Source organism: Microbacterium sp. SWDP-B6 (assembly GCF_059803615.1).
Genome location: NZ_JAPFGV010000006.1, coordinates 194,722 through 215,360, shown reverse-complemented (window position 1 = coordinate 215,360; position 20,639 = coordinate 194,722). Strand labels below are relative to the sequence as shown.

The 20,639-nt window shown below is 69.1% G+C and carries 17 protein-coding genes; 11 read left to right on the top strand and 6 right to left on the bottom strand.

What is annotated here, in order from left to right; translation table 11 throughout:
• Nucleotides 1-23 precede the first annotated feature (23 nt).
• Complete coding sequence (locus tag OPU70_RS10605) at nucleotides 24-1,799, bottom strand: ABC transporter ATP-binding protein (RefSeq protein WP_498557718.1); 1,776 nt, start codon at nucleotides 1,797-1,799, stop codon at nucleotides 24-26.
• 64 nt (nucleotides 1,800-1,863) lie between these two features.
• On the opposite strand from OPU70_RS10605, the gene OPU70_RS10600 reads away from it, so the two are divergent.
• The 6 genes from OPU70_RS10600 (at nucleotide 1,864) to OPU70_RS10575 (ending at nucleotide 8,835) form a co-directional block, all read left to right on the top strand.
• On the top strand, nucleotides 1,864-2,829 hold the full coding sequence (locus OPU70_RS10600) for a serine hydrolase domain-containing protein (protein WP_475123423.1): 966 nt from the start codon (nucleotides 1,864-1,866) through the stop codon (nucleotides 2,827-2,829).
• Nucleotides 2,830-2,921: 92 nt separating this feature from the next.
• The gene (locus OPU70_RS10595; protein ID WP_475123422.1) at nucleotides 2,922-3,314 is read left to right on the top strand and encodes an L-rhamnose mutarotase; all 393 of its coding nucleotides are present in this window, start codon (nucleotides 2,922-2,924) and stop codon (nucleotides 3,312-3,314) included.
• Complete coding sequence (gene rhaI / locus OPU70_RS10590; RefSeq protein WP_042537037.1) at nucleotides 3,311-4,477, top strand: L-rhamnose isomerase; 1,167 nt, start codon at nucleotides 3,311-3,313, stop codon at nucleotides 4,475-4,477. Before OPU70_RS10595 ends, rhaI begins: the two co-directional genes overlap by 4 nt.
• Nucleotides 4,478-4,553: 76 nt before the next feature.
• On the top strand, nucleotides 4,554-5,408 hold the full coding sequence (locus OPU70_RS10585) for an alpha/beta hydrolase (protein ID WP_042537035.1): 855 nt from the start codon (nucleotides 4,554-4,556) through the stop codon (nucleotides 5,406-5,408).
• Entirely contained in the window at nucleotides 5,405-7,441 is a 2,037-nt protein-coding gene (locus tag OPU70_RS10580) for a bifunctional aldolase/short-chain dehydrogenase (RefSeq protein WP_498557717.1), read from the top strand. Before OPU70_RS10585 ends, OPU70_RS10580 begins: the two co-directional genes overlap by 4 nt.
• Nucleotides 7,438-8,835, top strand: coding sequence for a rhamnulokinase (locus OPU70_RS10575; RefSeq protein WP_498557716.1), 1,398 nt, complete (start codon nucleotides 7,438-7,440; stop codon nucleotides 8,833-8,835). Before OPU70_RS10580 ends, OPU70_RS10575 begins: the two co-directional genes overlap by 4 nt.
• Nucleotides 8,836-9,052: 217 nt before the next feature.
• Here the strand turns inward: OPU70_RS10575 and rhaS are convergent, their stop codons facing one another.
• From rhaS to OPU70_RS10555, 4 genes are read right to left on the bottom strand one after another with little or no spacing between them, the layout of a single operon-like run.
• Nucleotides 9,053-10,102 (bottom strand): rhamnose ABC transporter substrate-binding protein, encoded by a 1,050-nt coding sequence (rhaS, locus tag OPU70_RS10570; RefSeq protein ID WP_042537028.1) that lies wholly within the window; start codon nucleotides 10,100-10,102, stop codon nucleotides 9,053-9,055.
• Between the two features lie 55 nt (nucleotides 10,103-10,157).
• A complete protein-coding gene (locus OPU70_RS10565; RefSeq protein WP_042537026.1) occupies nucleotides 10,158-11,210 on the bottom strand; it encodes an ABC transporter permease in 1,053 nt (350 codons plus the stop codon).
• Nucleotides 11,207-12,238 carry an ABC transporter permease gene (locus OPU70_RS10560; RefSeq protein ID WP_042537024.1) on the bottom strand — a complete coding sequence of 344 codons (1,032 nt, stop codon included), beginning with the start codon at nucleotides 12,236-12,238 and terminating at the stop codon, nucleotides 11,207-11,209. Before OPU70_RS10560 ends, OPU70_RS10565 begins: the two co-directional genes overlap by 4 nt.
• Complete coding sequence (locus OPU70_RS10555) at nucleotides 12,235-13,764, bottom strand: sugar ABC transporter ATP-binding protein (protein WP_498557715.1); 1,530 nt, start codon at nucleotides 13,762-13,764, stop codon at nucleotides 12,235-12,237. Before OPU70_RS10555 ends, OPU70_RS10560 begins: the two co-directional genes overlap by 4 nt.
• A gap of 150 nt (nucleotides 13,765-13,914) precedes the next feature.
• Between OPU70_RS10555 and OPU70_RS10550 the strand changes: the two genes are divergently transcribed.
• Complete coding sequence (locus OPU70_RS10550) at nucleotides 13,915-14,922, top strand: LacI family DNA-binding transcriptional regulator (RefSeq protein WP_042537018.1); 1,008 nt, start codon at nucleotides 13,915-13,917, stop codon at nucleotides 14,920-14,922.
• A 123-nt stretch (nucleotides 14,923-15,045) separates the two neighbouring features.
• Here the strand turns inward: OPU70_RS10550 and OPU70_RS10545 are convergent, their stop codons facing one another.
• Complete coding sequence (locus OPU70_RS10545) at nucleotides 15,046-16,092, bottom strand: M24 family metallopeptidase (RefSeq protein WP_498557714.1); 1,047 nt, start codon at nucleotides 16,090-16,092, stop codon at nucleotides 15,046-15,048.
• A gap of 73 nt (nucleotides 16,093-16,165) precedes the next feature.
• Between OPU70_RS10545 and OPU70_RS10540 the strand changes: the two genes are divergently transcribed.
• From OPU70_RS10540 to OPU70_RS10525, 4 genes are all read left to right on the top strand, one after another.
• Nucleotides 16,166-17,170, top strand: a complete 1,005-nt coding sequence (locus tag OPU70_RS10540) for a LacI family DNA-binding transcriptional regulator (protein WP_498557713.1) — start codon at nucleotides 16,166-16,168, stop codon at nucleotides 17,168-17,170.
• 85 nt (nucleotides 17,171-17,255) lie between these two features.
• Nucleotides 17,256-18,584, top strand: coding sequence for a Gfo/Idh/MocA family protein (locus tag OPU70_RS10535; RefSeq protein WP_042537014.1), 1,329 nt, complete (start codon nucleotides 17,256-17,258; stop codon nucleotides 18,582-18,584).
• Nucleotides 18,581-19,489 (top strand): NAD-dependent epimerase/dehydratase family protein, encoded by a 909-nt coding sequence (locus OPU70_RS10530; RefSeq protein ID WP_498557712.1) that lies wholly within the window; start codon nucleotides 18,581-18,583, stop codon nucleotides 19,487-19,489. Before OPU70_RS10535 ends, OPU70_RS10530 begins: the two co-directional genes overlap by 4 nt.
• Nucleotides 19,486-20,595 carry a mandelate racemase/muconate lactonizing enzyme family protein gene (locus tag OPU70_RS10525; protein WP_498557711.1) on the top strand — a complete coding sequence of 370 codons (1,110 nt, stop codon included), beginning with the start codon at nucleotides 19,486-19,488 and terminating at the stop codon, nucleotides 20,593-20,595. The genes OPU70_RS10530 and OPU70_RS10525 overlap by 4 nt, the downstream gene beginning before the upstream one ends.
• Nucleotides 20,596-20,639 lie beyond the last annotated feature (44 nt).

The following is a 20,639-nucleotide window of genomic DNA, read 5'->3' as shown; positions in this document are numbered from 1 at the left end:
CTCCTCAGGACGGAGAGTCGGGGTCATCTCATGCCGTTCTGCACCAGGTGCAACCGAGCGTATCGCCCGTCTGCGGCGAGCAGCTCGTAGTGCGAACCCTGCTCGACGATGCGTCCGCGTTCGAGCACGACGATGCGGTCGGCCTGGCGGATCGTCGACAGGCGGTGCGCGACCACGAGCGTCGTGCGACCGCGCATGAGCCTTTCGAGCGCCTCCTTGACGAGCCCTTCGGACTCGGGGTCGAGGGCGCTCGTCGCCTCATCGAGCAGCAGGATCCGCGGGTCGCGCACGAGGGCGCGGGCGATCGCCAGCCGCTGCCGCTGACCACCCGAGAGGCGCGCGCCTCGCTCGCCGACGACGGTGTGCCACCCCTGCGGCTGCTCGTTCACGAACTCCCACGCGTTGGCATCTCGCAGAGCCCGTTCCACCCGATCCGGCGTGACATCCGGCATGCCGTAGGCGATGTTGTCGAAGACCGAGCCCTCGAACAGCACCGACTCCTGAGGGACGACCGAGATCGATCGGCGCACTGTCCGCAGGTCGAGCTCCTGCATGTCCTGACCGTCGAGCCTGATGCGACCGCTCGTGGGTCGGACGAACCCGAGCACGAGGTTGAGGAGCGTCGACTTCCCCGATCCCGACGAGCCGACGAACGCGACCGTCTCGCCGGGAGCGATGCGCAGATCGATCTCGAACAGGGCGTCATCGTCGGCACCCGCATACCGGTGGCTCGCCGCATCCAGCACGATCTCGCCCGCCACCGTCGAGACCAGGCGCTTGCCGGAGTTCTGCTCGACGTCGGGCTCCTGCAGCACCTCGGCGATCGAGCGCACCGACTCGAGGCCGCGGGCTCCGACCGGAATGAGCATCAGCAGCTGGGTGAGCCCGCCGGTCAACAGGGTGAAGTAGCTCGAGAGCATCACGACCTCGCCGGGCGTGATCGGCAGGAAGCCGGTGAGCGCGCACACGGCCGCGAGCATGAGGCAGGCGACACCGAGCAGCTGCATCGCCACCCACGAGATCGACGCCACTCTGCCGTTCAGCAGGTCGAGGTCGAGGCCCGCCTTGCGGACTCCGTCTGCACCGCCCGCGACACGGCTGATCGCCGTCTCCTCGAGTCCGTGAGCGCGGGTCACCGGGATCAGCGACGCCATCTCGCCGACCCGGGCAGACAGCGTCTCGATCTCGCGGCGGAAGACCTCGTTGCGACTCTGCGAGCGATTGCGCATGCCATAGCGGATGCCGATGGCGATCGGCACGGCGAGGGCGTAGACGGGAAGGAACTGCGGCACCGTGATCGCCGTCATCCCGAGTGCACCGAGCATCACCATGGTCGATGACAGCAGCGGATGCGTGACCTGCTGCAGCATCAGCTCGACGTTCTCGACGTCGCGCACGACCTTCGTCTGCACGATCGACGAGCTCATCCGCGTGTGATATCCGATCGAGAGACTCTGCAGTCGGGCGGTGAGGGCGTTGCGCAGGTCGGCGCCGAGGTCTCGCACCACGGTCATGAAGTTGCGCGTGTAGATGATGTGGTTGGGGTAGTTCTGCAGCAGGAGCACCGCGGCGAGCGCGAACCACCACAGCACCTCGGTCACCTCGCCGTCGCTCGCCACCACGTCGATGATCGCCGCGGTGATCACCGGCAGGAACCAGAGCGGAATCTCCTTGATCGCGAACGCGGTGATCGCGAAGGTCAGCCGCCAGGGCCGGCGGGCGATGAGGCGCAGCACAGAGCGAGTCGGGTGATTCCCATCGATGAGCGCGGTCGGGTGGGAAAGCGCTTTCTGTGCCATGGTCCTATCGTAGAGTCACCGCACCTCTCACGGAAGCGCGACCCCCGAATCGGCAGGAGCACACATGACCTTCGACGCAGCATTCGACTGGGCGCGCCGTCACGTGCAGGCGGAACACCTGCCGACAGCGGTGCTCGGCATGGCGACCGCCGACGGGATCGTCGACCTCGAGGGATTCGGGGCAGCGACCGATGCCGTGTACCCGCTGTTCTCGATCACCAAGGTGCTCACCGGCATCACCGCGACGAGAGCCATCGAGCGCGGTCTGCTCACACCGAACACTCCCCTCACTGATGCGCTGCCCGATTTCGGATCGTCCCGCGATGACATCGTGCGACTCCGGCACCTCGCATCGCACACCTCCGGGATCTCCGAGCCCGCCCTCGACACGGCTCTGCCGCTGCGCCAGGAGCTGCTCACGAGAGGGCGGGACTTCGCTGCGGGAACGGCTTCGCGCTACTCGACGATCGCTTTCGAGGGCATCGCCGCGCTGATCGAACACGCGACCGACACGACCTGGGATGCCGGGACTCTCGAGTGGGCCCACCGCATCGGCGCGATCGGACTGACCCTCGACACCGCGCAGTCGGTCGGCGTCCCCGATGCCGCGGCGGGCGGGCTCGACCTCGACCGGTTCCACGCGACGCGAGCGCCCGGCGCGGGGATGCTGGGTCGCGCAGAGGACCTGCTCCATCTCGGCGCCGAACTGCTGCGCATCGGCCGCGGCGAGCGCGACGGCATCCTGTCTCCCGCCGGCCTGGCGATGATGCTGCGCCCGCTGACCGGCGACATCCCCCGCCTCGACCCTTACCCCGACGGGCGCGGGCAGGACTGGGGGTTCACGTTCAACCTGCGCTCGCGGGCGCCCGGGCTCGTCGACCGCGACGTCTACGGCCACGGCGGCTGGGCCGGCACCGAGTTCTGGGTGCACCCCGGCGCAGGGATCTGCTGGGTGCTGCTCACGAACGCGGCGGTGCGCCCCGGCGTCGACGCCGACGAGCTCGACAACGCGATCGTCGCGGCCCTGTAGCCGCCGACCTTCACTTGACACGGCCATCGGCTCTGTCTAGTGTTGAGACACTGAATGAAACGATTCAAAACCTCGATGAAGAGAGAACACCCATGACCCGCGTCGCGTTCCAGTTGCAGGTGCGTCCTGAACTGCTCGACGAATACCTCGCCCGTCACTCCCCCGTCTGGCCCGAGATGCTGGCCGAGATCGCGGCCGCAGGCCGACGCAACTACTCGCTGTTCCTGGCGGAGGGCGGCACGCTCGTCGGCTACTACGAGACCGACGACGATGCCGCAGCGCAGGCCTACCTCGCCGCATCCTCCGTCGCCGCGCGCTGGGAGGCCGAGATGGGGCGCTTCTTCGTCGATCTCGAGGGCCGCCCCGACCAGGCAGCCACCGCGCTCACCGAGGTGTTCCACCTCGAAGACCAGCTCGCCCACGCCGGCGGCTCCCCCGAACCCGACACCGACAACCGCAACGACACCGAAGGCAGCGCCTCATGAGCATCCTCTCGTCCGACAACCTCGCCGCTCTCGAGCAGCAGGGCATCGAACTCCCCAGCTGGGCGTTCGGCAACTCCGGCACCCGGTTCAAGGTGTTCGGCACGCCCGGCACGCCGCGCGACCCGTGGGAGAAGATCGCGGATGCCGCGCAGGTCAACAAGTACACCGCGCTCGCCCCCTCGGTGGCTCTGCACATCCCGTGGGACCTCGTCGACTCGTTCTCCGACCTCCGCAAGCACGCCGAAGACCTCGGCGTCACCCTCGGCACGGTCAACTCGAACACATTCCAGGACGACGACTACAAGTTCGGAGCCCTGACCCATGAGGACCCGACGATCCGTCAGAAGGCGATCGACCACCACCTCGCCTGCATCGATGTGATGGATGCCACGGGCAGCCGCGACCTGAAGATCTGGCTCGCCGAGGGCTCGAACTACCCGGGCCAGGCCGACCTGCGCGGCCGTCAGGACCGCCTGCAGGAGTCACTCCAGCAGATCTACGCGCGCCTCGGCGACGACCAGCGCCTCGTGCTCGAGTACAAGTTCTTCGAGCCGGCTTTCTACCACACCGATGTTCCCGACTGGGGCACGTCGTACGCCCAGGTCTCGTCGCTCGGCGACAAGGCCATGGTGTGCCTCGACACCGGCCACCACGCCCCCGGCACGAACATCGAGTTCATCGTCATGCAGCTGCTGCGCCTGGGCAAGCTCGGCTCGTTCGACTTCAACTCGCGCTTCTACGCCGACGACGACCTCATCGTGGGCGCGGCCGACCCGTTCCAGCTGTTCCGCATCCTGTTCGAGGTCGTCCGCGGCGGCGGCCTGAACAACCCCGACGTGGCGTTCATGCTCGACCAGTGCCACAACGTCGAAGACAAGATCCCCGGTCAGATCCGCTCGGTGCTCAACGTGCAGGAGATGACGGCCCGCGCGCTGATCGTCGACCGCGATGCGCTGACCGCCGCGCAGAAGTCGGGCGACGTGCTGGCCGCCAACGCCGTGTTCATGGACGCGTTCTACACCGATGTGCGCCCGGCCCTGGCCGAGTGGCGCGAGTCGCGCGGACTCGCCGCCGACCCGATGAAGGCCTACGCCGAGTCGGGCTACCAGCAGAAGATCGCTGCCGACCGCGTCGGCGGCGTGCAGGCCGGCTGGGGCGCCTGAGCGCGCATCCTGACTCGTCGGGGTGCGGGAGCCGATCCCCGCGCCCCGACGTCCCATCGACAGAACGGATGACGCTGTGAGAGACCAGGTGCTCGACGGTCCGCATGGACCGTTGCGCGTGCGCGTGTACGAGCCGGAGAACCCCGCGGGGCCCGGGCTGGTCTGGGTGCACGGCGGCGGATTCGCCGCGGGCGAGATCGACATGCCCGAAGCCGACTGGGTCGCGCGGAGCTTCGCCGATCGCGGCATCGTCGTGGTCTCGGTGGACTACGCCCTCGCTCCGTTCCCTCGTGTCTGGGCCGCTGCGGCGGACGCACCCGAACGCGAAGGCGTGCACTACCCCGTCGCCTCCGACGAAGTGGAGCACGCGTTCCGATGGGCAGTCGCCTCCGATCTCGCGGAAGGCCCGTGGTCGATCGGCGGTGCGAGTGCCGGCGGCAACCTCGCGACCGGTGCGGCACTCCGTCTCAGCCATGGCGCAGGCCCTTTCGCGGCACTCGCAGTGCTCGCCTACCCGACGCTGCATGCCGTGCAGGGCACACCGGATGCTGCACTTCGCGCCGCACTCGATGCCGACCCCGAGGCCGACACCTTCGGCCCCGAAGCCGTGCGTGGAATGTATGAGAACTATCTCGGAGGCCCGGTCTCGGCTGCCGAGGTCTACGCCGTTCCGGGCACGGCATCCCCCGCTCAGCTCTCGCACTTCCCCGCCACGATCATGATCAACGGCGAGGTCGACGAGCTCCGCGTCTCGGGCGAGGCGTTCGGCGCCTTGCTGCGCGACGCCGGCATCGCCCTCGACATCTCCACCGAGCCGAACACCCGCCACGGCCACCTCAACCAGCCAGAACTCGCGGCGGCGACCGCATCGATCGATCGCTTCGCCGCCCGCATCCTCGCCACGTCCTCCGAGCACAAGGAACAGTCATGACCAACCCCACCGCCGCCGCCCTCATCGAGCGGTCGAACCGCCTGGGCGCCGATCCCAAGAACACCAACTACGCGGGCGGCAACACGTCGGCCAAGGGCACCGAGACCGACCCGGTCACCGGTCAGCCTGTCGAGCTGATGTGGGTCAAGGGATCGGGCGGAGACCTGGGGACCCTCACGGAGCAGGGCCTGGCTGTGCTGCGCCTCGACCGCATGCGCGCGCTCGTCGACGTGTATCCCGGCCTCGACCGAGAAGACGAGATGGTCGCCGCGTTCGACTACTGCCTGCACGGCAAGGGCGGCGCCGCCCCGTCGATCGACACCGCGATGCACGGCCTCGTCGATGCCGCACACGTCGACCACCTGCACCCCGACTCGGGCATCGCGATCGCCACCGCCGCCGACGGCGAAGAGCTGACCGCGAAGATCTTCGGCGACAAGGTCGTGTGGGTGCCGTGGCGTCGCCCGGGCTTCCAGCTCGGACTCGACATCGCCGCGATCAAGGCGAAGAACCCGCAGGCGATCGGCACCATTCTGGGCGGACACGGCATCACGGCCTGGGGTGACACGTCGGAGGAGGCCGAGGCCAACTCGCTGTGGATCATCGACACCGCCGCCGCCTACATCGAGGCCAACGGCAAGGCCGACCCGTTCGGCGGTGTCCGTGCCGGCTTCGAGGCCCTCCCCGAAACCGAGCGCCGTGAGCGCGCAGCCGCCCTCGCCGGCACCATCCGCGGCATCGCGTCGACCGACAAGCCGATGGTCGGCCACTTCACCGACTCCGACGTCGTGCTCGACTTCCTCGCCTCCGACCGGGCCCCCGAGCTCGCCGCTCTCGGAACCAGCTGCCCCGACCACTTCCTGCGCACCAAGGTCAAGCCGCTGATCCTCGACCTGCCCGTCACGGCATCCCTCGACGAGCAGATCGCCCGCCTGCACGAGCTGCACACCGAGTACCGCGCCGACTACCAGGCCTACTACGACGCGCACGCGACGGCCGAGTCTCCGGCGATCCGCGGCGCCGACCCGCTCATCGTGCTCGTTCCCGGCATCGGCATGTTCTCGTACGGGGCGAACAAGCAGACCGCCCGCGTCGCCGGCGAGTTCTACGTCAACGCGATCAACGTCATGCGCGGGGCCGAGGCGCTGTCGACCTACTCCCCCATCTCCGACGCCGAGAAGTTCGACATCGAGTACTGGGCGCTCGAAGAGGCGAAGCTGCAGCGCATGCCGAAGCCGAAGTCGCACCAGGGCCGCATCGCGTTCGTCACCGGGGCTGCCAGCGGCATCGGCAAGGCCATCGCCACCCGCCTCGCGGCCGAGGGCGCCTGCGTCGTCATCGCCGACCTCGACCTCGAGAAGGCCCAGGCCGCCGCGGCCGAGCTCGGCAACACCGACGTCGCGATCGGCGTCGCGGCGAACGTCGCCGACGCCGATGCGATCCAGGCCGCGCTGAACGACGCTGTGCTCGCGTTCGGCGGCGTCGACCTCGTCGTCAACAACGCCGGACTCTCACTGTCGAAGCCGCTGCTCGAGACCACCGAGAAGGACTGGGACCTGCAGCACGACGTCATGGCCAAGGGTTCGTTCCTCGTGTCGAAGGCGGCAGCCCGCGTGCTGATCGACCAGAAGCTCGGCGGAGACATCATCTACATCTCGTCGAAGAACTCCGTCTTCGCCGGCCCGAACAACATCGCGTACTCGGCGACCAAGGCCGACCAGGCCCACCAGGTGCGACTGCTGGCCGTCGAGCTCGGCGAGTTCGGCATCCGCGTCAACGGCATCAACCCCGACGGCGTCGTGCGCGGCTCTGGCATCTTCGCCTCGGGCTGGGGCGCGAACCGCGCCGCGACCTACGGCGTCGCCGAGGAGGACCTCGGTCAGTTCTACGCCAACCGCACGATCCTCAAGCGCGAGGTCGTTCCCGAGAACGTCGCGGATGCCGTCTATGTGCTGACGGGCCCCGAGCTCAGCCGCACGACCGGTCTGCACATCCCGGTCGACTCCGGCGTCGCCGCGGCGTTCCTGCGATGACTGTCCGCGCCGTCGCCGCCGTCGACCTCGGGGCGACCAGCGGTCGCGTCATGATCGGGCGGATCGGCGACGGCCGGCTCGACCTCGAGCTCGTCTCACGGTTCCCGAACGGGCCCGTCGAGCGCGAAGACGGACTGCACTGGGACTTCGGCGCTCTCTACGAGCATGTCGTCGCAGGCCTCGCCGAGGCCGTTCGTCGCGAGCCGGGCATCGAGAGCATCGGCATCGATTCGTGGGCCGTCGACTACGGCCTCGTGAAGGACGGCGGGCTTCTCGCTGAGCCGTTCCACTATCGCGACGACCGCACCGTGCGCGGCGTCGCGGAGGTGCACGCCGAGGCGCCTTTCGCCGAGCTGTATCAGCGCAACGGGCTGCAGTTCCTGCCGTTCAACACGCTCTATCAGTACGGGGTCGACGCGCGTCTCGCCGACGCCGACACGGCGCTGCTGATCCCCGACCTCATCGCCTTCCTGCTCACCGGAACGTCCGTCGCCGAACGCACGAATGCCTCGACCACCGGACTGCTCGGCGTCGAATCGGGCGAGTGGGACAGCGAGCTGGCCGAGCGCCTCGGCATCCCGTCGGGCATCCTGCCGACGCTCGTCGATCCGGGCGAGACGATCGGCACCCTGCGACCCGAGCTCGCTGAACGCGTCGGCAAGGAGCTGCCCGTGATCGCGGTCGGCTCGCACGACACGGCATCCGCCGTCGTTGCCGCTCCGCTGTCGACCCCGCACTCCGCGTACATCTCGTGCGGCACCTGGGGCTTGGTCGGCGTCGAGCTGACCGAACCGGTGCTGACCGATGCTGCGCGCGGGGCCAACTTCACGCACGAGCTCGGCGTCGACGGCCGCTACCGGTTCCTGCACAACGTCACCGGCCTCTGGCTGCTCAGCGAGACCGTGCGCGCGTGGGAGACGGAAGACGGAACGTCGATCGACCTGTCCGAGCTGCTGACTGCGGCATCCGCGGTCACGGGCGACGTGCCGATCTTCGACGCCGACGACTCCTCGCTCAGCGCACCGGGAGACATGCCCGCGCGCATCACGGGGCTGCTCGGGTCAGAAGCGCCGTCATCGAGGCCCGCGTTCGCACGGTCGATCGTCGAGTCGATCGCCACGGCATTCGCGGGTGCCGTGCAGACGGCATCCGATCTGTCAGGGCGCGAGCTCGACAGCATCCACCTGGTCGGAGGCGGCTCGCTGAACCGCCTGCTGTGCCAGGCGACGGCCGATCGCACCGGTCTTCCCGTGCTCGCGGGCCCCGTCGAGGCGACCGCTCTCGGCAACGTGCTCGTGCAGGCGCGCGCTCTGGGCGCCGCTCCCGACTCCCTCGAGGAGCTGCGAGCACTCGTCGCCGCGACCCACGAGCCCGAGCGCTTCGACCCGCGCTGACCCGCTCGCACCTCTCGGGCGGCTGACGCCACTGTGCGCAGTCGGCTGCCCGGATCACGGATGGATGCCGAGAACACCCTTTCTCGGCATCCATCCGTGCTTCGGCATGCACGTGTGTCGCGCGGGACACTCGCAGGACGGGCGGAGAGCTGCGCCCTGCCCCCGGACACTCGAAAGGGGCGCCGGGCCGAAGCCCGACGCCCCCGACGAACCCGACTCAGAAGTCGAACTCGCCGATGTTCTCTGCGTTGAACTCGAACGGGTCGCCGAGCAGCACGACGCCGTCGGCGCCGACCGTGTACTCGCCGAGCTCGCCGGCTTCGAAGGTGTCGCCCTCTTCGCCGGTGATCTCGCCCTCGATCAGCGCCTTGGACGCGAAGGCCGCCAGGTAGCCGAGGTCGGCCGGGTTCCACAGCGCGAACGCGGTGACGGTGCCGTCTTCGACGTACTCGCGCATCTGGTTCGGGGTGCCGAGACCGGTGATCGCGACCTTGCCCTTGTAGTCCGAGGTCGAGACGTAGCGCGCGGCAGCCGCGATGCCGACCGTGGTGGGCGAGATGATGCCCTTCAGGTTCGGGTGGCTCTGCAGCAGGGCCGCAGTCTTGTCGAACGACGTCTGGTCGTCGTCGTCGCCGTAGACGGTCTCGACGATGGTGATGTCGGGGTACTCGCTGGCGACGTACTCCTCCATGAGTTCGATCCACGCGTTCTGGTTGGTCGCGTTGGCGGATGCCGACAGGATCGCGACTTCGCCCGCTCCACCGATCTGGTCGGCGATCAGGTCGACCTGCACCTTGGCGATGCCCTCGGAGTCGGCCTGGTTGATGAACAGGTCACGGCACTCGGGGTTCGTGTCGGAGTCGAAGGTGACGACCTTGACGCCGGCGTCGCGAGCCTCGTTCAGCGCATCGCAGATCGCCTTGGGGTCGTTGGCCGAGACGACCAGCGCACCGACGGCCTGCTGCGTCGCGGTGTTGATGTAGCTGACCTGCGCGTCGGGCGTGGCCTCGGCCGGGCCGACCTCGGCGAACGTGCCGCCGAACTCGTCGACGGCCGTCTTGCCGCCCTCGCTCGAGGTGTCGAAGTAGGGGTTTCCGAGGTTCTTGGGCAGGAACGTGATCGACAGGTTGTCGGACCCGCCGCCTTCGCCCTCGCCCGAACCCGAGCCGCCGGTGCCGCCGCTGGTGTCGGCGCAGCCGCTCAGCACGAGCGCTGCGGCCACGGCGACCGCCGCGAACCCCGCGATCTTCTTGCGTGCAAACGTCATTGTTCTTCCTTTCGTGATGATCACCGCTGGCGGGTGCCGACGATGAGAGGCTGCCTCATGGTGCGGGAGAGGCCGCTACGCGGAGGGGCGGGCCGGCCTTCGACCTGACGCGCTGCGCCCAGGCGAGGACGCTGGCTGCGACGACCGAGAAGATCAGCAGACCGCCGGTGATGATGTTGATGACGTCGGAGGTGACGCCGGCGAGGCGCAGGCTGCTGCCGAGCACCCCGATCAGGAGCACCGCGGCGACGACGCCGTGCAGGTGACCCCGCCCGCCGAAGACCGAGACTCCGCCGAGCACGACGGCCGCGATCACCTGCAGTTCGAGGCCGGTGGCGTTGTCTCCGCGGGCGCTGCCGAACCGCAGCGTGTAGAAGATACCGGCGAACGCGGCGACGACACCCGAGAGCACGAACAGGATGAACTTCGTGCGTTCGACGTCGACGCCCGAGAAGCGCGCTGCGTCCTTCGAAAGTCCGATCGCGAAGATGCCCCGACCGAAGGGGGTGAAGTGCAGCAGCACCGCGAACAGCACCAGCAGGATCAGGAACGGGATCACGATGTACGGGATCGTCGTGCCGGCGATCTTCGCCTTCGCCAGCGCCGTCCACGTCTCCGGGAAGTCGGTGACCGCGGTGGTGCCGAGCAGGCCGACCGCGAGGCCGCGGAAGAGCGCGAGTGTGCCGATCGTGACGGCGAGCGAGGGCAGGCCGACGACCGTGACGAGGAAGCCGTTGAAGGCCCCTCCCACGACTCCGACCAGCAGCGCCGCCAGGGCTGCGACCTCGAACGGCGCACCCGACTCGGTGAGCACACCGGTCACGACGCTGGCGAGTCCGACCATGGAGCCGACCGACAGGTCGATCTCGCCGGTGATCATCACGAGCGTCATCGGCAGCGCGATCAGCAGAATGGGCGCGACATCGAGCAGGAGGTAGTTCGCCGTGATCGGCTGCGCGAAGCCGCGGATCGTGACGGCCGCGACGATCGCCACCAGCACGAGCAGCGCGATGATCGCGAACTCGCGGTTGACGAAGATGCGACGCCACAGGGGCCGGTCGTAGTCGCGGATGACGCGCGTCGACGTGGTCGTCGTTGCCGTGGTCATGATTCGTCCCTCGCTTCGATGAGCTGGCGTCTCTGTCTGACCGCGAGCACCCGGTCGAGCACGATGGCCCCGATGATGAGCACGCCGACCACGGCGCGCTGCCAGAAGTCGGGGATGCCGAGAATCGGCAGTGCGCGGTTGATGGTCATCAGGAGCATGGCGCCGATGGCCGCACCCCAGACCGTGCCGACACCGCCGGTGATCGCGATGCCGCCGATCACGGCCGCGCCGACCGCATCCAACTCCCAGCCGCTGCCGGCCTGTGAGCTGATCGATCCGTAGCGCGCGGCGTAGAAGACGCCGGCCAGCCCGGCGAGCGCGCCGGAGAGCACGAACGCGGAGAGCACCCGGCGGGTGACCTTGAGGCCGTAGAGCTCGGCGGCCGAGGGGTCGGATCCGATCGCGTAGTACTCGCGGCCGCCCCTGGTGTTGCGCAGATACCAGGCGGCCAGTGCGAGCACGATCACCGCGACGATCGACAGCACCGGGATGAAGAGGATCTGCTGGGTGCCGAGCGCGAGGAAGTCCTTCGGCATGTCGGAGGCGTTGATGCGATCGCTGCCGGTCCACAGCACGTTGATGCCGCGGTAGGCATAGAGCGTGCCGAGTGTGATCACCATCGCCGGCACCTTGGCGAATGCGACCAGGGCGCCGTTCACGAGACCGAGGAAGGCACCGAGCAGCACGGCTGCGATCACGACGACGACGATCGGGATGCCGGGCACGTCGACGAAGAGGCGTCCGGTGAGATATGCCGTCAGGCCCATGACCGAGCCGACCGAGAGGTCGACGTTGCGGGTGATGATCACGATGGCCTGGCCGACCGCGACGAGCATGAGGATCGACGGCGTCAGCAGCAGGTCGCGCCAGCCGTCGGCGCTGAACAGGAAGTTGGGGTTCTTCACCGTGGCGGCGATCACGACGAGCACGAGGGCGGCGAGGATGCCGAACTCCCGTGCACGGCCGATGCCGCCCGGCTTCTTGGCGATCGCCGGAGCGGCGGCCGCCGGCGCGGTGGTGAGGCTCATGACTGCAGCTCCGATGAGTGGGTGGCGGCGAACATGACGTTCTCGCTGGTGGCGTCGTCGCGGGAGATCTCGGCGGTGATGCGCCCTTCGCGCATCACGAGCACGCGGTCTGCCATGCCGAGGACTTCGGGGAGCTCCGACGAGATCATCAGGATCCCGAGGCCCTCGCCCGCGAGCTGCGAGAGCAGACGGTGCACCTCGGACTTCGTGCCGACATCGATGCCTCGTGTCGGCTCGTCGATGATCAGCACCCGCGGGTCGGTTGCAAGCCACTTGGCCAGCACGACCTTCTGCTGGTTTCCGCCCGAGAGGGTGGCGGCGACGGTGTCGAGCGCGTGCGTCTTGACCTCGAGGCGCGATGCCCACTCCCTCGCCGCACGGTTCTCGATGCCGCTGGTGATCAGACCCCACTTCGACAGGCGCCGACGGATCGCGAGAGTGATGTTGCCGCCGACACCCGCATCGATGACGAGCCCCTGCTTGCGGCGGTCCTCGGGCACGAGCGCGAGGCCGCTGCGCATCGCCGCGGTGGGGTTGCGGCGTGCGACGCCTGCGCCGAGCATCCGCACCTCTCCGTCGCTGTACGGATCGACGCCGAAGACGGCACGGGCGACTTCGGAGCGCCCTGCCCCGACGAGGCCGGCGAGGGCGACGATCTCGCCCGCGCGAACGGTGAAGGAGATGTCGTGGAAGACACCGGGGCGGGTGAGGCCGGTGACCTGGAGCAGCGGTTCGCCGATCGCGGCCTCCTGCTTGGGGAAGAGCTCGGTGACGTCGCGACCGACCATCTGCCTGACCAGGTCGTCGACCGTGGTCTCGGCGATCGGGGTCGTGTCGATGTAGGCGCCGTCGCGCATCACGGTCACCGTGTCGCACAGGTCGAACACCTCGTCGAAGCGGTGCGAGATGAAGAGGATCGCACGGCCCTCGTCGCGGAGGCTCCGCGCGACGGCGAACAGACGGTCGACCTCGACGCCGCTGAGCGCCGCGGTCGGCTCGTCCATGATCAGCACGCTCGCGTCGAGCGAGATGGCCTTGGCGATCTCGATGATCTGCTGGTCGGCGATCGAGAGACCCTCGGTGATGCGGTCGGGGTCGAGCGTCACTCCCAGGCGACGGAAGATCTGGTCGACCTCGGTGCGCATGGCTTTGCGGTCGATGCGTCCGAGGAGTCCGGTGGGCTGACGCCCCATGAAGATGTTCTCGGTCACCGAGAGATCGGGGAACAGCGTCGGCTCCTGATAGATGACCGCGATGCCTGCGGCCTTCGACTGGGCCGTGCTGGTGAAGTCGACGTCTTCGCCGTGCAGGCGGAAGTCCCCCGAGTCACGACGGTAGAGACCGGCCATGATCTTCACGAGCGTGGACTTGCCCGCTCCGTTCTCGCCGATGAGGGCGTGGATGGAACCGGGGCGGAGCGTCAGGCTGCCGGAGCGGAGCGCGACGACGGGGCCGAAGGATTTCACGACCCGATGCAGCTCGAGCGCGGTGGGGGGAGCGCTGCGGGCGGAGGCTGCGTCTACCACTGGCTTTCCTCTCCGTTGAGGGGGATGATGATCGGAATGAACTTTACCTGAATCGATTCAAGCTCGTTTCAGGCTAGTGTATGTGATGCCGGTCTCAGGTCAACCCCCGATGCCGAAGCGTGATCCGCCCGACGACGAGAGGACAGCCGAATGCCGATCAGCATCCGCGATGTCGCCGTCCGTGCGGGCGTCTCCGTCGGCACGGTCTCGAACGTGTTGAATCGGCCGGACGAGGTCTCCAGCGACTCGGTCGAACGCGTCACGCAGGCGATCGAAGAACTCGGCTATGTGCGCAATGACGCGGCACGCAAGCTTCGAGCCGGTGTCAGCACGACCGTGGGATTCGTGGTGCTCGACGGCCAGAACCCCTTCTACAACGACGTCGTGCGCGGGGCGGAGGACGAGGCATCGAGCCACGGCATCGCGATCCTCTACGGCAACACCGACGACGACCCCTCGCGGGAGAAGGTCTACCTCGATCTGTTCCGCGAGCAGCAGGTGCGCGGTCTGCTCATCGCCCCCTACGGCGACGTCATGACGCAGCTGCGCAGGTTCCGCGCGAGCGGCATCGCGACGGTGCTCGTCGACCGGTTCAGCGCCGACAGCGGGTTCTCGTCGGTCTCGGTCGACAGCGTCGCGGGCGGACGACTCGCGGTCGAGCATCTGATCGAGGGAGGTCGGCGGCGCATCGCGTTCGTCGGCGGCCCCTTCGACATGCGCCAGGTCACCGACCGGCTCGCCGGCGCTCGTGCCGCGGCCGAGAACGCGGCCGTGCACGTCGAGCTCGAGGTCGTGCCGACCGCGGCGATGACCGTCGAGGAGGGCGTCGCCGCGGGCGCGCGCCTGCTCACCCGCCCGCGCCGCGAGTGGCCGGATGCTCTCTTCGCCGCGAACGACCTGCTCGCCCTCGGCCTGCTGCAGTCGCTCGTGGCCGGCGGACGCCTGCTCGTGCCGCAGGAGATCGCTCTGATCGGCTTCGACGACAACCCGTTCGCCGCGGCCGCCGCAGTCCCGCTGTCATCGATCCGCCAGCCCAGCCGCATGATCGGGCGCACCGCGCTGCGGATCGTGCTCGAAGAGGCGGCCGACCCTGAGAGCATCCCCCGGCAGACCGTGTTCCCGCCCGAGCTGATCGTGCGCAGCTCGACGAGCGGCTGACGGTCCGTCCGCGGCGCAGCGTTGCGGGACGGATGGCTGACCGATTCCCGGTTGGCGGCCGCCTGACACGCGGATGATCAGCAGCCACGGTCCGAGCAGCCATCCGTCCCGCAGGAGCCGCCCTCAGCGAGGCCCGTACGCCCTCGCGACCGGACGCCGCAGTCCCTCATATTCGACGGACGGCCAGCGGTCGTCGACCGTCAGCACGTCCCAGCCCTCCGCCGTGCGCAGCATGGTGTCCTCGACCTTGAGCCCCGGTGCGGTCGGATTCCACGCGAACGCCTGATTCTCGACGAGACGATCGACCGTGGACGCCGTAGCGCGGGGGTCGCGTCCGGCATAGCCGCTCGGCCCACCCTGGTGGTGCCGCTGCCACTCGTCGGCGTCGAAGCCGAAGCGGGCGTACGCCGCCGTGCCCGCGGCTAACGCCTCGTCGAGGCGAGCGCCCGGCACCGATGCGTCGAGGAAAGCACGCTCCACGCCGAGCAGCGGTTCCTCATCGACAGGTGCTCCGATCCAGCGGGTGGCGTTGGCGATCAGCCCGTCACGGCGACCGCACACCACGACCATGGCCCGATCACCGAGCACGCCCGCGGTCGGAAGCGGATGCCGGAACGCACCGCGATCAGCGCCGGCGACGAGCACGACGAGCGGATCGATCCCCCGGGCGATGAACTCGGTGGCGACCACCGCCGCGACCGCGCGCTCGGTCTGATCCGATCCGACCCGGCCCAGCACATCGGTCAAGGTCTCGGCCGTCTCGCGCCCGAGAATTCGGTACCTCTCGGTCTCGGCGGGCAGCATCCGCGCACGCGCTGCGCGGAGCTCTGCCGCCACCTGCGACTCCGGAACGCCCGACCGCTCGGCCGCCGCGACCGACGGCGGGATCCACCACGGCACCCGCACCACGCGCTCGGCATCCTCCGGCAGCAGCTCTTCGGCGATCAGTCGATCCGCCTCGTTCGCGGCGACGAACAGCACATCTCCGTGCGTCTCCGCGCGCACCGCGAGCACCGGCGGACCCGCGAGCGACACATGCGTGCGCGCTCCCTCGAGGTACCACGACACCGCCTCGTGCGAGGTGAGCACGAGCGTCGCACCATCGACGTCGCGCCGCACTCGCGCGAGACGATCCTGCTTCTCGATGCGGTCTTCGGATGCTCCGGCCACGCGACCCTCCTCGTAGAACGTTTTCTCGTAGTATGACGACAGCCGTGACCGATCGCGGAATGGAGGGATGCTGATGGCACGCGAATCCTCTCGCCCCGGCATCACCGACGTCGCGAAGCTCGCCGGCGTCTCGCTGTCGACCGTGTCGCGGGCGATGAACGGAAACCCCACGGTCGACCCCGCTCTCGCGGAGCGCGTGCGGGCCGCCGCCGCCGAACTCGGCTACACCGCGAACCCGGTGGCTCGGAGTCTGGTGCTCGGCCGCACCCAGACGGTCGCGGTCGTCATCCCGGATCTCGAGAACCCGACCTTCCAGGCGATCCTCCGTGGGCTCAGCCGTGCAGCGACTGCCGATGGATATCACGTGCTCGTCGCCGATTCCCGCGAAGATCTCGACGAGGAGCACGCGCTCGCCAGGGCGACACGACTGCGCACAGACGGCGTGATCCTGTGCGCTCCTCGAATGCCCGAAGAGGAGCTCGCGGCGCTGCTGCCCGCGCTCTCCCCCGCCGTCGTGATCAACCGCGGACCGCAGATCAGCGCTCCCGTCGTCGGCGCCGACTACGGCTTGGGCATGCGCGAGATCGTCGACCATCTGACGTCTCTCGGCCACCGCCGGCTGGTCTATCTCGCCGGAGCGACGCGCAGCGTGACGCACAAGGCGCGACAGGAGGCGATCGCCGCAGCGGTCTCCCGGGTCGACCGGCTCGAGGTCGAGGAGATCACCGCGGGGGTCGACTTCGACAGCGGCACGGCCGTCGCCGATCAGGTGCTCGCGAGCGGTGCGACCGCCGTGATCGCCTACAACGACCTCGTCGCGATGGGCCTCCTCTCGGCGCTGACCGTGCGCCGCGTCGAGGTACCGGGCCAGCTGTCGATCACCGGCTTCGACGACATCCCGTTCGCCGCCTACACGTCGCCGCCGCTCACGACCGCGGCGGTGCCGGCTGTCGATCTGGGCGCAGCAGCCTGGGCCGCCATGCACGCCCAACTCACCGGCGGCGAACCCACTCCGGCGCTCACGATGACACCGACCCTGGTCGTGCGCGGAAGCACCTCCGCCCCGCGCGAGGACTGAGCCGCCTCCGTCCGAGTGCTCGGCTTCCGCCCTGTGCTATCGTCGAGAAAACGTTTCCTGAGTTCGAGATCAAAGAAGGATCACGATGACGAAGACCCGTTATGCCCTGGCCGGTGCCGGAGTCCGCGCGCAGATGTATGTCGATGCGATCACCGGAGCGCACCGGGACCGCGCCGAACTGGTCGCGATCGTCGAGCCCAACCCCGTGCGCGCCGCCTTCCATTCCGGACGCGCGGTCGACGCAGGCGCCTCCGCTCCCCGCCTCGCGACCCCCGACGAGCTCGAACAGGTGATCCGCGACGAACGCGTCGACCGGGTCATCATCTGCTCGCGCGACGATCTGCATGCCGAGCTGATCGTCCGCTCGCTCGAGGCCGGTGCCGATGTCGTGGTCGAGAAGCCGCTGACGATCGACGCGGCGAGCGCGGCCCGCATCGAAGAGGTCGTCGAACGCACCGGCCGACAGGTGGTGCTGACGTTCAACTACCGGTACTCCCCCCGGAACAGCGCGCTGCGCCGGATCATCCAGGACGGCACGATCGGGCAGGTCACCTCCGTCGACTTCCAGTGGATGCTCGACACCAACCACGGCGCCGACTACTTCCGCCGCTGGCACCGGGACAAGAAGAACTCGGGCGGTCTTCTCGTGCACAAGTCGAGCCATCACTTCGACCTCGTCAACTGGTGGATCCGCTCGCAGCCGACCCGCGTCTACGCGTCGGGCGGTCTTCGCTTCTACGGCGCCGAGAATGCGGCCGGCCGCGGCCTCGGCGAGCGTCCAGCGCGAGGAACCCACGACGGCGGCGACCTCTTCGAACTCGACCTCCGCACCGACGAACGCCTGACCGCGCTCTACCTCGACGCCGAGCAGCACGACGGCTACGTGCGCGACCTCGACGTGTTCAGCGAGGGCATCACGATCGAGGACAACCTCGCGCTCGTCGTCGACTACGTCTCGGGCGCGACCATGTCGTACTCGCTGAACGCGCACTCGCCGTGGGAGGGCTATCGCGTCGCCGTCAACGGCACGCTCGGCCGCGTCGAGCTCGAGGTCGTCGAACGCGGAGCCGTGCTGGCCGGTGAGGGCCTGCATCCTCACATCGACCCGAGCCTCTCGGGCGGCGACGGCACCACCGCACTGCGCCCTGAAGGCGAGCGCATACTCGTGCAGCGGCACTGGGAAGCGGCCTACGAGGTGCCCATCGACGGCGGCGACGGCGGACACGGCGGCGGCGACGCCCTGCTCCTGTCCGACGTCTTCGAAGGTCCGGGCGATGACCCGCTCGCGCGGCCGGCGGACTGGACAGACGGCATCCGCTCCATCGCGGTCGGCATCGCGGGCAACCGCTCCCTCGAGACCGGACTCCCCGTGAGGGTCGACGAGCTCGGGATCGCCCTGCTCGCACGCCGATGAGGATCGTCGTCACCGGCGGGTCCGGGCGACTCGGGCGCACGCTCGTGACAGGACTCGCGGATGCCGGACACGAGCTCATCTCCGTCGACAGAGAGCCGATCGCACACCTCGACCGCGCCGGGATCACTCAGTTCTCCCTCGATCTGTCCGACGCGGATGCCACGGCGTCGGCGCTCGTGAGCACACGAGCTGACGCGGTGATCCACCTCGCGGCGATCGCGGTGCCCTTCAGCGCACCCGAAGACGTGATCCTGCGCACGAACGCCGCCCTCGCGCAGTCGGTGCTCGGCGGAGCCGTGCGTGCAGGCATCCGCCGCGTGGTCGCAGCGTCGAGCCCGACGGTGATCGGCTACGGCGCACCCCGCGGCTGGACTCCCGAGCGCCTCCCCCTCGACGAGACATCGCCCACCGAACCGTGGAACGCCTACGCCCTGTCGAAGCTGCTGATCGAGCAGACGATCGACATGCTGCGGCGCCAGGCGGGCGACGACGTGCGGTTCGCATCCTTCCGCCCCTGCTACGTGATCGCCCCCGAGGAATGGGCCGGCGCTCCGACCCAGCAGGGGCACACCGTGCTCGAACGCCTCGATGACCCCGCCCTGTCGGCACCGGCGCTCTTCAACTACATCGATGCCCGCGACGTCGCAGCCTTCGCCGACGCCCTGCTCGACGCCCTCGACGACATCCCGAACGGCGAGCGGTTCTTCGTCGGCGCCGACGACGCGCTCGCCCACCGCCCGCTGAGCGAGCTGCTGCCGCAGTTCCACCCCGGCACTGCGCGGGCGGCGGCCGAGCTCACCGGCACTGCGCCCGCGTTCTCCTCCGCCAAAGCGGCTCGCCTGCTCGGCTGGCGCGCCGCGCGCACCTGGCGCACGGAGCTCGCGGCAGGACGCGCGCTGCTGTGACCACCATCCGGAGTCTGACGTCGCGTCTCCAGCGGGTGCCGCTGACGCGTCCGTGGGCTGCAGACGTGACGTCGGTCGGTATCATCGCGACCCACGTCGTTCGCTCAGACGGCGGCGAAGGATGGGGTTTCTCGTGGAGCCCGCAGATCGGCGCACCCGCAGTCCAGTCGCTGCTGCAGCAGGACATCGCTCCCGCCTCCGTGGGCCGATCCGCTGTTCCCGGCGAGGCCTGGCAGAGCCTGTGGGAGCACCTGCACGAAGCGGGCGGCGGTGGCATCACGACGATCGCGCTGGCAGGGCTCGACCTCGCGCTGTGGGATGCCGAGGCGCGCGTTGCCGACACCTCGGTGTCGCGCCTGATCGGCTGCCGCCGTGAGCGCGTGCGCGCCTACGGATCGGGCGTGAACCTGCATTACCCGCTCGACGAGCTGCTCGCCCAGGTGCAGCGCTGGATCGATGCGGGGTTCGATGCCGTGAAGATCAAGGTCGGAAAGCCCGACCTCTCGGAGGACATCGAGCGCGTCGCCGCCGTGCGCGCGCTGCTCGGACCCGATCGCGCGCTGATGATCGACGCGAACCAACGCTGGGATCTCGACCGCGCGACGACGTCGATCGACGCACTGTCGCGCTTCGATCTCGCCTGGATCGAGGAGCCGCTGCGGGCCGACGACCTCATCGGCCACACCGAGCTCGCCCGTCGCATCGACGTACCCATCGCCGTCGGCGAGAACCTGCACACGGTGCACCGCTTCGCAGACTTCCTCCGGGCAGGCGCCGCGCAGATCGTGCAGCCCAACATCGTGCGCGTCGGCGGAATCACCCCGTTGCTCCGCATCGCCGGGCTCGCCGCCTCGCATGGCGTCGCCCTGCATCCCCACCTGCTGCCAGAGCTCTCGGGCCAGCTCGCCCTGACGCTGCCCGACACCGCGTTCGAACCACTGGTCGAGGATGTGGAGGATGCCGGATTCGGTGCGCTCGGCGCTCTGGCCGATCCCTCGCCCGTGACCGTCGCCGGCGGCTTCCTCACCGAGAACGAGCATCACGGCCTCGGCATCCGCTTCTCCCCCGTTCTCAGAGACGAGGCTGGACGCGACCTGACGACCTGACGCACAGCCCCGCACACGACAGCGCCCTCCCCGTCGCAGGACGG

Coding starts and splice junctions, on each gene's coding strand:
- OPU70_RS10580 (WP_498557717.1), top strand. CDS start 5,405: ATGACCAACCCCACCGCCGCCGCCCTCATCGAGCGGTCGAACCGCCTG.
- OPU70_RS10560 (WP_042537024.1), bottom strand. CDS start 12,238: ATGAGCCTCACCACCGCGCCGGCGGCCGCCGCTCCGGCGATCGCCAAG.
- OPU70_RS10605 (WP_498557718.1), bottom strand. CDS start 1,799: ATGGCACAGAAAGCGCTTTCCCACCCGACCGCGCTCATCGATGGGAAT.
- OPU70_RS10600 (WP_475123423.1), top strand. CDS start 1,864: ATGACCTTCGACGCAGCATTCGACTGGGCGCGCCGTCACGTGCAGGCG.
- rhaS (WP_042537028.1), bottom strand. CDS start 10,102: ATGACGTTTGCACGCAAGAAGATCGCGGGGTTCGCGGCGGTCGCCGTG.
- OPU70_RS10540 (WP_498557713.1), top strand. CDS start 16,166: ATGGCACGCGAATCCTCTCGCCCCGGCATCACCGACGTCGCGAAGCTC.
- OPU70_RS10595 (WP_475123422.1), top strand. CDS start 2,922: ATGACCCGCGTCGCGTTCCAGTTGCAGGTGCGTCCTGAACTGCTCGAC.
- OPU70_RS10575 (WP_498557716.1), top strand. CDS start 7,438: ATGACTGTCCGCGCCGTCGCCGCCGTCGACCTCGGGGCGACCAGCGGT.
- OPU70_RS10530 (WP_498557712.1), top strand. CDS start 18,581: ATGAGGATCGTCGTCACCGGCGGGTCCGGGCGACTCGGGCGCACGCTC.
- rhaI (WP_042537037.1), top strand. CDS start 3,311: ATGAGCATCCTCTCGTCCGACAACCTCGCCGCTCTCGAGCAGCAGGGC.
- OPU70_RS10550 (WP_042537018.1), top strand. CDS start 13,915: ATGCCGATCAGCATCCGCGATGTCGCCGTCCGTGCGGGCGTCTCCGTC.
- OPU70_RS10565 (WP_042537026.1), bottom strand. CDS start 11,210: ATGACCACGGCAACGACGACCACGTCGACGCGCGTCATCCGCGACTAC.
- OPU70_RS10535 (WP_042537014.1), top strand. CDS start 17,256: ATGACGAAGACCCGTTATGCCCTGGCCGGTGCCGGAGTCCGCGCGCAG.